This is a genomic window from Stenotrophomonas sp. YJH_SMC_54, assembly GCF_059368435.1.
This window is the reverse complement of the sequence record NZ_JCAFRS010000007.1, coordinates 23236-35461: the sequence shown is the minus strand read 5'-3', so window position 1 is coordinate 35461 and position 12226 is coordinate 23236. Positions and strand designations below refer to the sequence as shown.

The following is a 12226-nucleotide window of genomic DNA, read 5'->3' as shown; positions in this document are numbered from 1 at the left end:
GTCAGCTCGCAGCAGAAGTAGCGTTGAAATCCAGGTTGGGCGACAGCCGGTAGGCCGCGCTCAGTTCGTTGTAGCCAGCCGGCGCGCCGGTGATCACCAGCGGATGGCCGGCCTTGCGCGCACGTGCCGCCAGCTCGGCCAGCAGGGCCAGGCCGGCGCTGTCCACGCGTTCGACCTCAGCCAGATCCAGCCGTGCCAGCTTTGCCGGCAGGGCCTGCAGCTGCGGCCATAGCGCGATCACCGCAGCGCGGTCGAGCACCCCGCGCAGGCGCAGGGTGTCGCCTTCCAGCAGCGCCAGTGCGTTACTTGCCATTGCCCGCGGGCCCGGCCTGCATGCTGCCGCTGTGCAGCTCGCTGGCCACCTGCTTGATGCCCTTCTGGCGCAGCGGGGTGTCGAACTGGTTGCGGAACGTCTGCACGTAGGAGATGCCTTCGATGTTGACGTCGAAGATCTTCCACTGGCCGTTCACGTTGCGCATCCAGTACTCGACAGGGGTCGGCTCGCTGCCGGCACGCACCAGCTCGGTGCTCACGCGCACGCCGCGGTTGCCCGGCAGCGGGCTTTCACCCTTCAGGCGGAAGCTCGGCTTGCCCTGGATGTTGAGCAGGGTCGAACCGTAGCGCTGCATGAGGCTGTCGGCCATGGCATCGGCGAACAGCTTGATGTCGGCATCCGAGGCACCACGGGCGTGCGGGCCCAGCACCAGGCGCGCGGCATAGTCGCGGTCGAAGGTGCGGTTCAGTTCGCTGTCGATGTAGTTGCGCAGGCTGGCCGGATTGCTGCCGAATTCGCTCCTGCGCTGCTGCAGGGTGGTGAGGATGCGCGTGCTGGCATCGATCACCACCTTGCCGGCCTGGCCCTGCGCCGCGGCAGCGGCGGGGGCGGCGGCCTGGGCCTGGGCGAGGAACGGAGTAGCCGCCAGCAGCGCCGAGGCGAGCAGGGCCGGGATCAGTTTCATCTTCATGGTTGCGGTTCCGTTGCAGGCGCCTGCGCGCCATCGTTGGGCTTCTGAGCAGCGCCGCCACCGGCGCCGCCACTGAACATGTACTTGCCGACCAGCTGGATCAGGTCAACCGCCGGCTGGGTGAAGACAATTTCGTCGCCGGCCTTCAGCACGTCCGGATCACCGCCCGGCTGCAGTCCGATATAGCTCTCGCCGAGCAAACCACTGGTGAAGATGCCGGCCGAGGTGTCCGCCGGCAGGTCCTTGACCTTGCTGTCCATGCGCAGGGTCACGATCGATTCGAACTTCACCGGGTCCAGGTCGATGGAGGCGACCTGGCCGACGGTGACGCCGCCGATCTTCACCGGCGCCTGCTTGCGCAGCTGGCCGACCTGGGAGAAGCGCGCCTTCAGCTCGTAGCCCTGGCTGCCCCAGCTCCAGCGCTGGTTGGTCGAGGCCACCGCCAGCACCATCAGCGAGGCCAGGGCCAGCAGCAGGAAAGCGCCGACGGAGAATTCGAGTCTGGGACCGCGGATGGCCATGTGGATTACCTGATCGAGTCGTGGTGGCCGCGCGCGCCTGCGCACCGCCGGTGGAGGGGTTAGGTGAACAACATTGCCGACAGAACGAAGTTGAACATCAGCACCAGCAGCGAAGCGTTGACCACTGCACGGGTGGTCGCCACCGACGTGCCTTCAATGGTCGGCTCGGCATGGAAACCAACATAGGCGGCGACCAGCGCGGCGGTGCCGCCGAAGATCGCCGACTTCAGCATCGCCACGCCGAAGTCATCCCAGAAATCGACGCTGTTGCGCAGCGCCGACCAGAACACGCCATTGTCCAGGCCCAGCACGTGCACGGCCTCGAAGTAGCTGGCACTGATCGCCAGCGAGCAGAAGATGCCGGTCAGCAGCGGCACGGTCAGCACCGCCGCCCAGAAGCGTGGCGCCACGGCCTTGGCCACCGGGTCGATCGCCATCAGCTCCAGCGCCTTGATCTGGTCGGTGGCGCGCATCAGGCCCAGCTCGGCGGCGATCGAACTGCCGGCGCGGCCGATGAACAGCAGCGCGGTCAGCACCGGCGCCAGTTCGCGGTACAGCGACAGGCCAAGCAGGGTCGACAACGCGTCGGCCGCGCCGAAGGTGGTCAGCGTGCGGTAGCCCTGCAGGGTCAGCACCAGGCCGACGAAGGCGCCACCGACGGCGATGATCGGCAGCGAGCGCGCGCCGATCTTGTAGATCTCGCGGGTCAGCTCGGACAGGAAATCACGGGTCGGCAGGGAACCGCGCAGCACGGTCAGCGAGAACAGCCCGGCGCGGCCCAGCGAGCGGGTGGCTTGGACGAACGGCATCAGGCAACCCTCGCGCGTGGCGCGGCATCGAACGGAATCGGGCCATCCGGCTGGCCATGCAGGAACTGCCGCAGCAGCGGATCCTGGCTGGACTGCAGTGCCTCGGGCGTCCCCTGGAACACGACGCCGCCATTGGCGATGGCGATCACCTGGTCGCAGATCGGCAGGGTCTCGTGCACGTGGTGGCTGACGATGATGCTGGTCAGGCCCAGGCTGTGGTTGAGGCGCTGGATCAGGCTCATGATCACCCCGGAGGCGATCGGGTCCAGCCCGGTCAGCGGCTCGTCGTAGATCATCAGTGGTGGGTCCAGCGCCAGCGCACGGGCCAGCGCCACGCGGCGCGCCATGCCGCCGGACAGTTCGCGCGGCCAGGCGTCGGCGGCGGCCAGCAGGCCCACCGCATGCAGCTTCATCTCCACCAGCCGGCGCAGCACGGCGGCCGGCAAGCGGGTATGCGTACGCAGCGGCAGTGCGACGTTTTCGGCCACGGTGAGATCGGTCAGCAGGCCATTGCCCTGCAGCAGCACGCCCACGCTCTTGCGCATCTCCAGCAGCGCGCTGCTGTCATGCGGGATCGGCTTGCCGAACAGGGTGACGTCGCCGGCCACCGGTCGCAGTTCGCCGGTCAGCGCCGCCAGCAGGGTCGACTTGCCGCTGCCGGAGGGGCCGAGCACGGCGGTGATGCTGCCCTGCGGCACCTGCAGCGACACGTCACGCAGGATCGTGCGTCCGCTCCGGTCGATGCGGACGTTGGACAACTGCACCAGACTGGAGGTGGAAGCCGACATGGGCACCATTAACGTTTTTTAGACATCGAAGGATCGGGCCAGCCGGCTGAACATAAGCAGACTGGACGGTGCAGTATTGTTGCACGGCAGGGCGTGGCGCAGGCCGGGACAATCGGCCGGCAGCCCGGAACAATCCGTACCGTCGATGGGCCGACCATTGAATACTGCCTGCCGTCCTGCACACTGTGCATGATGAGTGACCCAGGCAGCGATTTCCGCCTCTACCATTCCAACTCGCTGGACGTGCTGGCCGCGCTGCTGGCGCGCAACGTGCGTGCGCCGGTGCCAGGCCAGCCGTTGCTGGCGCCGGAAGTGGTGTTGATCCCGCAGGTGGCGATGCGCCGCTGGCTGCAAGCGACACTGGCCGCCGAATTCGGTGTCGCCGCCAACCTCGAATTCCTCACCCCGGGCGAGTTCGTGGCCCGCGCGCTGAAGGCCAACGTCAGCGGCGAGCAGGACGATCTGGACGCGGCCGGCCTGCACTGGAAGCTGTACCAGGCCCTGCGCGACCCGACATTGCTGGCGCAGCCACCGATGCGTGCGCTGCAGTCCTATCTTGCCGGCGGTGACGCATTGAAACCCTGGGCGCTGGCCGGCGAGCTGGCCTCGGTATTTGAAAAGTACCAGGCGTGGCGCCGTGACTGGCTGCTGCGCTGGGCAGCCGGTGCCGATCCTGCCGACCCGCAGGCGATCCTGTGGCGCACCATCACCCAGGGCCACGACTACCGCGCGCGCCGCATCCAGGAGTACCTTGACCGTTTCGAAGGTGCCGGCCAACCGCTGCCGAAGGGCTTGCCACCGCGCATGTCTGCGTTCGCAACGCTCAACATCTCGCCCGACGTGCTGCGGGTGATGGCCACCCAGGCGCGGGTGGGCGAGCTGCATTTCTATATGCCTACCCCGGTGCAGTCGTACTGGGGTGACCTGCAGACGCTGGCCGAGCGCCTGCGCAGCGGCGCACCGGACCCCTTCGGCGAAGCGGCCGGCGAGAACCGCCTGCTGGAAGCCTGGGGTGCGGCCGGGCGCGACTTCATGGCGGTGCTGGGCAGTTACGAGGTGGTGCATCCGGCCGGCGAAATCGCTGCCTATTCCGATCCGGAGGAGGACACCCGCCCGACCCTGGACGAAGGCGGCCTGTCCGACAGCCTGCTGCATCGCCTGCAGCGTGACCTGTTCCACCGCCGCGCGCTGCCCTCGGGCGAGCTGCGCGACGGCCTGCGCAGCGACGACCCCAGCCTGCAGGTGCATGCCTGCCATACCCGCCTGCGCGAGCTGCAGGTGCTGCACGACCAGCTGCGCAGCCTGCTGCAGGACCCGCGCTTCGACCCGCCGCTGCAGGCGCGCGAGATCGCGGTGCTGGCGCCGGACATCGATCCCTATGTGCCGTACCTGGAAGCGGTGTTCGGCGGTCGCGGCGGCGAGGAGGAACACATTCCGTATGCGCTGGCCGACAGCAGTCCGCTGGCCGGCGAGCCGTTGGCCGATGTGTTCGTGCACCTGCTGGGCCTGCCGGTCTCGCGCTTTGGCTTGAACGAAGTGCTGGACCTGCTGGCCAGCGCGCCGCTGGCCGAGGCGGCCGGGCTGGAGGCGGTGGACTTCGACCGCCTGCATGGCTGGCTGCAACAGGCCGGTGCACGCTGGGGCCTGGATGCGAAACACCGCAACCAGCACCAGGCACCGGCCGACGACGCCTACACCTGGCAGTTCGCGCTGGATCGCCTGGTACTCGGCCACGCCACCGGCAGCGAGGCCGACCTGGCCGGCGTGGCGCCGTGGATCGAACTGGAAGGCGGTGCGCTGGACGCGCTGGACCGGCTGCTGCGCCTGCTGCGCGTGCTGGCCATCTACCAGCGCCGACTGGGCGAGCTGCTGACCCCGGCGCAGTGGCGGCAACGCCTGCTGTCGCTGCTGGATGCACTGCTGCCCACCGCGCCCAGTTCCCCCAACAGCCAGCGCGCGCTGGAGCGCCTGCGCAAGCTGCTCAACCAGTTCGCCGAAGATGCCGCCAAGGCCGGCTTCGAGGAAGGCGTGCCGCCGGAGGTGGTGCGCGCGCACTTCGCCGGCGCGCTGGGCGAGGCCGATACGCGCGCACCGCTGCTGACCGGTGGCATCAGTTTCGGCCGCATGGTGCCGATGCGCCTGCTGCCGTTCCGGGTGATCTGCGTGCTCGGCCTCAATGATGGCGATTTCCCGCGCCGTGACCCCGCTGCCGGTCTCAACCAACTCACTGCCGAGCTGGATACGCCGCGCCGCCGTCCGGGCGACCGCTCCACCCGCGAGGATGACCGCTTCCTGTTCCTGCAGCTGTTCGCCGCGGCGCAGGAGGTGTTCTATCTCAGCTATCTCGGCGCCGATCCGCGCGATGGCAGCGTGCGCGAGCCGTCGGTGCTGGTCAGCGAACTGATCGACGCCGCCGCCGCGTATCACCTCGATCCGCCTGCGGCGGTCCGCGACTTCACCGTGCGCCACGCCCTGCAGCCGTTCTCACCGGCGGCGTTCGGCGATGGCGATCCGCGTCGCTTCAGCTATCGCCGCCAGTGGCATCCGGCCGCCGGTCGCCTCACCGGCCAGCGCGGTGGCCTGCAGCCGTGGTTCGATGCACCGTTGCCGCCGCCGCTCGACGACGCGGTGGAGGAGGAGGTCGCGCTCGATACCCTGCGCCGCTTCCTGTGCGACCCGGCCGGACAGTTCCTCGCCCAGTCGCTGGGCCTGCGCCTGGCCGACGAGGTCGAGGAGGTGGATGACCTGGAACCGCTGGTGCTGTCCTCGCGCGGGCCGGAAAAGCGCAGCGTGCAGGCGGCGGTAGTGCGCGCCACGCTCAGCGGCGATACCGAGCCGTTGTACCCGCGGCTGCGCGCGCGTGGCCTGCTGCCGTCGGGTCCATTGGGCGAGCGTCAGTTCGAGGTGGAGCAGTTGAAGACACGCCCGTATGCCAGTGCGCTGCTGGGCTGGATGCAGGGCGAACCACTGGAAAGCCGTCGCTACGAAGTGGACATCGATGGCGTGCGCCTGCATGGCCGCGTGGCCGATCGGCATCCGGAAGGGCTGGTGCGCTTGCGTGCCGGCACGCTCAATGGCAATGCAGTGATCCGCCACGGCCTGGACTGGCTGCTGGCGAATGCGGCGGGCGACGCGCTGCCGCTTGTGCAGTTCCATGATGGCGGCGACGCCGGTCCCGGCCCGCATGTACTGCCGGCACTGAGCGTTCCCGCTGCACGTGCGGCGCTGCGTGCGCTGCTGCAGCTGCGCCAGCGTGGCCTGCGCGAGCCGCTGCGCTTTGCCCCGTACACCGGCTGGGTGCTGTACAACGCGCCGGCAGAAAAGCAGCGCAGCGAAGGCTGGAAGCAGTGGCACGGCAGCGACCGCAGCTGGGGTGAATCCAGCAGCGACGCCTGGCAGCTGCTGCTGCGGGGTGCCGACCCGTTCGCTACCGAGGCCAGCTACGCTGACCTGCTGCGCAACAGCCAGCTGGTCTTCAGCGCGGTGCGCGAAGGCCGCGCTCTCGGCGCCGAAGCACGCCAGGAGGGCGACGCATGAACACCGCCATCGCCGAAGACGGCCTCGAATCCCTCAGCCGCGATCCCTATCTGGCGCTGCCGCTGGAGGGCATCCGGCTGATCGAAGCCAGCGCCGGCACCGGCAAGACCTTCACCCTGGCCACGTTGTTCACCCGCCTGGTGGTGGAGCAGGGCCTGCGCATCGGCCAGATCCTGGCGGTGACCTTCACCGATGCCGCCACCCAGGAACTGCGCAAGCGCATCCGCGAGCGCCTGGCGCTGGCCGCGCGCCTGGTCGACCTGGAAGCGGCCGACGGTGAAGCACCGGAGGTACGATTGACGCGCGACGTGCTGCAGCGCCATCTGCAGGGCGGCACCGAGAGCGCCGCCGCACTGAAACGCCGCCTGCAGGTGGCCGCAGACGAGATCGACCTGGCGTCCATCTTCACCATTCATGGTTTCTGTACCCGCGTGCTGCGCGAGCATGCGCTGGAAAGCGGCCACACCTTTGATCCGCCGGAACTGCTGGCCAGCGACCGTGAACTGCTGGAGGAGCTCGCGGCCGATCTGTGGCGCGTGCATGCCAACGACCCGGCCACGCTGGAGCCGCTGACCTGGTTGTGGTCCAGCCCCGACGCGCTGGCCGCCGATCTGCGCGCGCTGCTGGGCACACCGCCGCTGCATCCGCTGCCACGGCCGGCGGCGCTGGCCGATCCACGCCCGGCATTGCAGAGCGCGGCGGAAGCCCTGTCCGCAAGCGTGCGCGAGCATGGCGAGCAGTTCTTCATCGACCTCTGCGATGCCGTCGACAACAAGTGGCTCAACGGCGTGTCATACAAGCTGGGCTGGCTGCACGCGCTGGGCCGGCAGCTGCTGGCCTGGGCCGAGCGCGCCGACCCGCGCGAGCTGCTGGCCAGCGATCGCCTGCCGGCGCTGCTGCCGGAGGTGCTGGCCGACAAGACCAACAAGAAATTCCTGGATCGCACGCCGTCGTCGCCATTGCAGGCGCCGTTGTCGCGCTATGTCGCGCTGCTGGCCGAACGCGATGCCTGGCTGCGTGGTACCGCGCTGGATTTCCTGCACACGCTTCGCGCCGAAGCCACGCAGCGCCTGCAGGCGCTGAAGCGTACGCGCCGGGTACAGACCTACGACGATCTGATTGATGGCGTAGCGCTCGCCCTGGAAGGCCCGCAGCGGCTGACGCTGGTCAGGCAACTGCGTGCGCAGTACCGCATCGCGCTGGTCGATGAGTTCCAGGACACCGACGATCGCCAGTGGGGCATCTTCCACACCGTGTTCGGCGATTCGCCGGAGGTGCGCGAACTCGGCCTGGCGCCGGCGCTGTTCCTGATCGGCGACCCCAAGCAGGCGATCTACGGTTTCCGCGGTGGCGACATCCACACCTACCTGAAGGCCAAGCAGGTGGCGCAGCAGGCGCCGGTGCTGGACCAGAACTTCCGCTCGCGACCGTCTGTGTTGCGCGCGTTGCAGGCGCTGTACGACAACGGTGGCGAAGACGCCTTCCTCGAACGCGACATCCGGTTCGAGCCGGTGCGGCCCGGTGGCGTGCGCAGCGATGCGGACTACCTGCGCGACGGCCAGGCCGCCAAGGCACTCACCCTGCGCGTGCTGCGCAGTGGCGATGACAAGGCGATGAGCGCCGATGCCTCGCGCGATGCGGCGACCCAGGCCTGCGTGGCCGCGATTCACCAGATCCTGGTCGATGCGCGCACGGGCAATGCCGTGTTGCGTGAGCGACCGGTGCAGCCCGGTGATATCGCGGTGCTGGTGCGCTCGCATCGCGAGGCCACCCTGGTACAGCGCGCGCTGGCCGCGGTCGGCATTCCCGCGGTGGCGGCCGGCAAGCAGAGCCTGTTCGCCACTGCTGAAGCCCGCGACCTTCGTGCGCTGCTGCTGGCACTGCTGCAACCGGCCGACGAAGGCCGCCTGCGTGCAGCGCTGGCCACCGTGCTGCTTGGCCAGCGGGCCAGCGCGATCGCGGCAATGGAACGCGAAGGTGACCTGCAACGCGGGTTCCAGGCACAGCTGCTGCATTGGCGCGAGCGCTGGCAGCGCGGCGGACCGTTCGCAGTGATTGCCGATGTCTGTGCCGCACAGGGTGAACGCCTGCTGGCGCTGATCGATGGCGAGCGCCGCCTGACCAATTACCTGCAGCTGGGTGAACTGCTGCAGGAGGCCTCGGCGCAGGCGCTGGGCATGCATGGCCTGCTGGACTGGCTGCAGGGGCAGATGGCCAGTGCCGACCAGGATGACGAGCAGCAGCTCCTGCGCCTGGAGTCGGATGCGCGCCGCGTGCAGATCATCACCCTGCACAAGAGCAAGGGCCTGGAGTATCCGCTGGTGTTCCTGCCCTTCGTCGGCATCGACGGCGGCGCGCCGAACACCGCCTCGCACTGCACCGTGCACGTTGGCGGCCAGCGCCAGCTGCACTGGAAGCTGGACAAGGACGAGGCCTGGGAAGCGGCCAACGCGCAGCGTGAGCGCGAGCAGCGTGCCGAGGATGCGCGCCTGCTCTATGTGGGACTGACCCGTGCCGAGCATGCGCTGTGGATCGCCGTGGGTGATCTGGCCGGGCTCGGCAGGACGCGTCTGGCGCCACTGCTGGGTGACCTGCAGGCGCTGCGCGCGCACGCCGATGTGCATATTGATGACAGCGAGGCACCGGCCGCGCTGCCGCAGCTGGCGGCCGAAGTGGAAGGCGACCTGCCGGCGGTACGTGCACTGACCCGGCGCGTGCCGCATGACTGGTGGGTGTACAGCTTCACCCAGCTGGCGCATGCCGATGCGGGCGCTGGCAGTGATATTGAAGCGGCCGCCACCGAGCTGCCGGCACCGGCCGCCGACGAACCGGCTGGCCCGGAGCTGCCGCTGGAACCGGCGCTGCCCGAACCCACCGCCGTCGTCGAAGACAGCGCGCCGATCGACCCGCGCTTCATGGGCAGCCGCTTCGGCAATGTGCTGCACGAGGCGATGGAGAACGTCGACTTTGCTGCCTGGGGTGACTGGCAGCCGGGCCGGGAAGCGCCCGAGGGACAGGCCGAGGTGCTGCGCAAGGCGCTGCACGACGAAGGCTATGCCGACGTCGACCTGGACGATGGCGTGGCCGTGCTGGTGCCACTGGTCGGCCACACGCTCACCGTGCCGCTGCCCGAAGGCGGGGCCCTGCACAGCCTTGGCGAAGGCGAGCGCCGTGCGGAGATCGACTTCCATTTCGCCATCGAACCCACCACGGTGCCGGCGCTGCTGCAGGTGCTGCATGCACACGGCGTTTCCAGTGGCCGGCGCGGCTTCGGACAACGCCGCCGCCTGGAAGGGCTGATGACCGGCATGATCGACCTGACCTACGTGCGCGACGGTCGCTGGTATGTTCTCGACTACAAATCCAATCGTCTGCCCGGCTACAGCCCGGACCTGCTGGCCATCGCCATGCGCCACAGCGAGTACGACCTGCAGGCGCTGATCTATACCGTAGCCCTGCATCGCTGGCTGCGCTTCCGCCTGGGCGCGGCCTACGACTACGAGCGTGACATGGGCGGCATCCGCTACCTGTTCTGCCGCGGCCTCGATGGCACCGGCAACGGTGTGCATGTGGACCGTTTCCCGCTGGCGCTGGTGGATGCACTGGATGCGTTGTTCGCCGGTGGCGAACAGGCCCAGGCCGAACTGGCCGCACGTGCCCGTGGGGCCAGCGCATGAGCCTGCTGAAGGAACTGCACCAGAAGGGCCTGCTGCGCACCCTCGACCACGCGTTGGCGACCAGCCTGATGCGGCTGCGCGGCGACACGCCGGAGAGCGTGGCGCTGGCGGCGGCGCTGGCCTCGCTGGCGGTGGCGCAGGGCCACGCCGGCTTCGATCCGGCGCAGCCGCAGCGCCTGCTGGAAGGGGTGCCCGAGTGGCCCGCCGCGCAGGACTGGCTGGCACAACTGCGCGCATCGCCTTGGGTGGCTATACCCGAGCAGGCCGACGCCATCGCCGAGGATGCGCCGCTGGTGCTGGAGAACGGCCTGCTCTACCTGCGCCGCTACCGCGAGTACGAACGGCAGTTGGCCGCCGGGCTGCAGCGCATCGGCCGGCATCCGCTGCCGGCACCGGACATGGCGGCGCTGGCACCGTTGTTCGCGCAGCTGTTCCCGCAGGCATCGGGCAGCGAGGATCACCAGGCCCGTGCCGCCGGCGTGACCCTGCGCCATCCGCTGGCGCTGGTGACTGGCGGCCCCGGCACCGGCAAGACCACCACCATCGCGCGCCTGTTGCTGCTGCTGGCGGCGCAGGCCCGGCACGCCGGCCAGCCGCTGCCCGAAGTGGCGCTGGCCGCGCCTACCGGACGCGCCGCCGAGCGTATGGCCGAGAGCCTGCGTCTGGCCGTGCAGCGCCTGCAGGAGAACGGCGTGGACCCGGCGCTGTGCGCGGCATTGCCCAGTACCGGCACCACCCTGCATCGCCTGCTCGGCGTGATCCCGGATTCGCCGCGCTTCCGCCACCACGCCGACAACCCGCTGCCGGTGGACGTGGTGGTGGTCGACGAAGCCTCGATGATCGATCTGCCGATGATGGCCAAGCTGGTCGACGCGATCGCCAGCGGCACCCGCCTGATCCTGCTTGGCGACCCCGATCAGTTGCCCTCGGTCGAAGCCGGTGATGTGCTCAGCGCGATCCTGCGCGCCAGCGGTGATGGCATCGGCACCCGCGCCGATGATGCGCAGGCACTGCAGGGTCTGTTGGCACCGGCCACGTTGCAGCCGCAGGCCACGCCGCGCGCCTTCGCCGGCCGCCGCGTGCAGCTGCAACGTGGTTACCGGCAAAGCGATGCGCTGGACCTGGCACCGCTGGCGCATGCCGTGCGCGAAGGCGACAGCAGCACCGCATTGCAGCTGCTGCGCGGTGGGTCGCTGGCAGGCGTGCATTTCCACGAAGGCGAGGCCGATCCATTGCGTGGCCAGCGCGAGCACCTGCTGGGCCATTGGCGTGCGTTGGCCGACGCCGCCGATCCGGTGCTTGCCCTGCAGCAGGCCGGGCGACTGCGCGTGCTGACCGCGCTGCGCGAAGGCCCGCAGGGTGCGCGCGGGCTCAACAGCCGCATCGAACAGCTGCTGGCTGGCAACACCCCGGGCTACTTCCAGGGTCGCCTGCTGCTGGTGACCGAGAACAGCTACCGGCACCGCCTGTTCAACGGCGATATCGGCATCTGCCTGCACGATGGCAGTGGCGCGATGGTGGCCTGGTTCCCCGGCGACACGGTCGAGCAGCCGCGCGCCTTCCACCCGGCCGCACTGCCCGCGCACGAAAGCGCCTTCGCGATGACCGTGCACAAGGCGCAGGGCTCGGAGTTCGATGAAGTGTGGCTGCAGCTGCCGCGCCAGGACAGCCGCGTGCTGTCGCGCGAACTGGTCTACACCGGCCTGACCCGCGCCCGCCAAGTGCTGCATGTGGCGGGCAGCGCAGAGGTGCTGCAGGCCGCATTGAAACGCCACGCCAGCCGATTGGGTGGCCTGGCCTGGCGGCTGGGTACGGAAGCGGTGGCCGAAGCACCGGTGCGCATCGAACAGCCCACGATGCAGGGCCAGTTGTTCTGAATCGGGGTCGGATCCCGTTCCCATCTGGAACGGGCTCTGACCCCTTCACCTG

Annotated in this window: 8 protein-coding genes; 3 read left to right on the top strand and 5 right to left on the bottom strand. The window is 69.3% G+C overall.

Going from position 1 to position 12226, the window contains the following annotated elements:
* Position 1: 1 nt before the first annotated feature.
* Genes AC5P5S_RS09990 through AC5P5S_RS09970 form a run of 5 tightly spaced genes read right to left on the bottom strand, consistent with a single transcriptional unit; the run spans position 2 to position 3083 of the window.
* Complete coding sequence (locus tag AC5P5S_RS09990) at positions 2–313, bottom strand: STAS domain-containing protein (RefSeq protein WP_005414956.1); 312 nt, start codon at positions 311–313, stop codon at positions 2–4.
* Complete coding sequence (locus tag AC5P5S_RS09985) at positions 303–965, bottom strand: MlaC/ttg2D family ABC transporter substrate-binding protein (RefSeq protein WP_005411707.1); 663 nt, start codon at positions 963–965, stop codon at positions 303–305. The genes AC5P5S_RS09990 and AC5P5S_RS09985 overlap by 11 nt, the downstream gene beginning before the upstream one ends.
* Positions 962–1486, bottom strand: a complete 525-nt coding sequence (gene mlaD / locus AC5P5S_RS09980) for an outer membrane lipid asymmetry maintenance protein MlaD (protein WP_005411706.1) — start codon at positions 1484–1486, stop codon at positions 962–964. The genes AC5P5S_RS09985 and mlaD overlap by 4 nt, the downstream gene beginning before the upstream one ends.
* 59 nt (positions 1487–1545) lie before the next feature.
* Positions 1546–2295, bottom strand: coding sequence for an MlaE family lipid ABC transporter permease subunit (locus AC5P5S_RS09975; RefSeq protein ID WP_005411705.1), 750 nt, complete (start codon positions 2293–2295; stop codon positions 1546–1548).
* Positions 2295–3083: an ABC transporter ATP-binding protein gene (locus AC5P5S_RS09970; protein ID WP_005411704.1), complete on the bottom strand. Its 789-nt coding sequence runs from the start codon at positions 3081–3083 to the stop codon at positions 2295–2297. The genes AC5P5S_RS09975 and AC5P5S_RS09970 overlap by 1 nt, the downstream gene beginning before the upstream one ends.
* A gap of 189 nt (positions 3084–3272) precedes the next feature.
* Between AC5P5S_RS09970 and recC the strand changes: the two genes are divergently transcribed.
* Genes recC through recD form a run of 3 tightly spaced genes read left to right on the top strand, consistent with a single transcriptional unit; the run spans position 3273 to position 12174 of the window.
* On the top strand, positions 3273–6620 hold the full coding sequence (gene recC, locus AC5P5S_RS09965; protein WP_062606434.1) for an exodeoxyribonuclease V subunit gamma: 3348 nt from the start codon (positions 3273–3275) through the stop codon (positions 6618–6620).
* Positions 6617–10297 carry an exodeoxyribonuclease V subunit beta gene (gene recB, locus AC5P5S_RS09960; RefSeq protein ID WP_231336659.1) on the top strand — a complete coding sequence of 1227 codons (3681 nt, stop codon included), beginning with the start codon at positions 6617–6619 and terminating at the stop codon, positions 10295–10297. Before recC ends, recB begins: the two co-directional genes overlap by 4 nt.
* Positions 10294–12174: an exodeoxyribonuclease V subunit alpha gene (gene recD, locus AC5P5S_RS09955; protein WP_062606430.1), complete on the top strand. Its 1881-nt coding sequence runs from the start codon at positions 10294–10296 to the stop codon at positions 12172–12174. Before recB ends, recD begins: the two co-directional genes overlap by 4 nt.
* Positions 12175–12226: the final 52 nt, after the last annotated feature.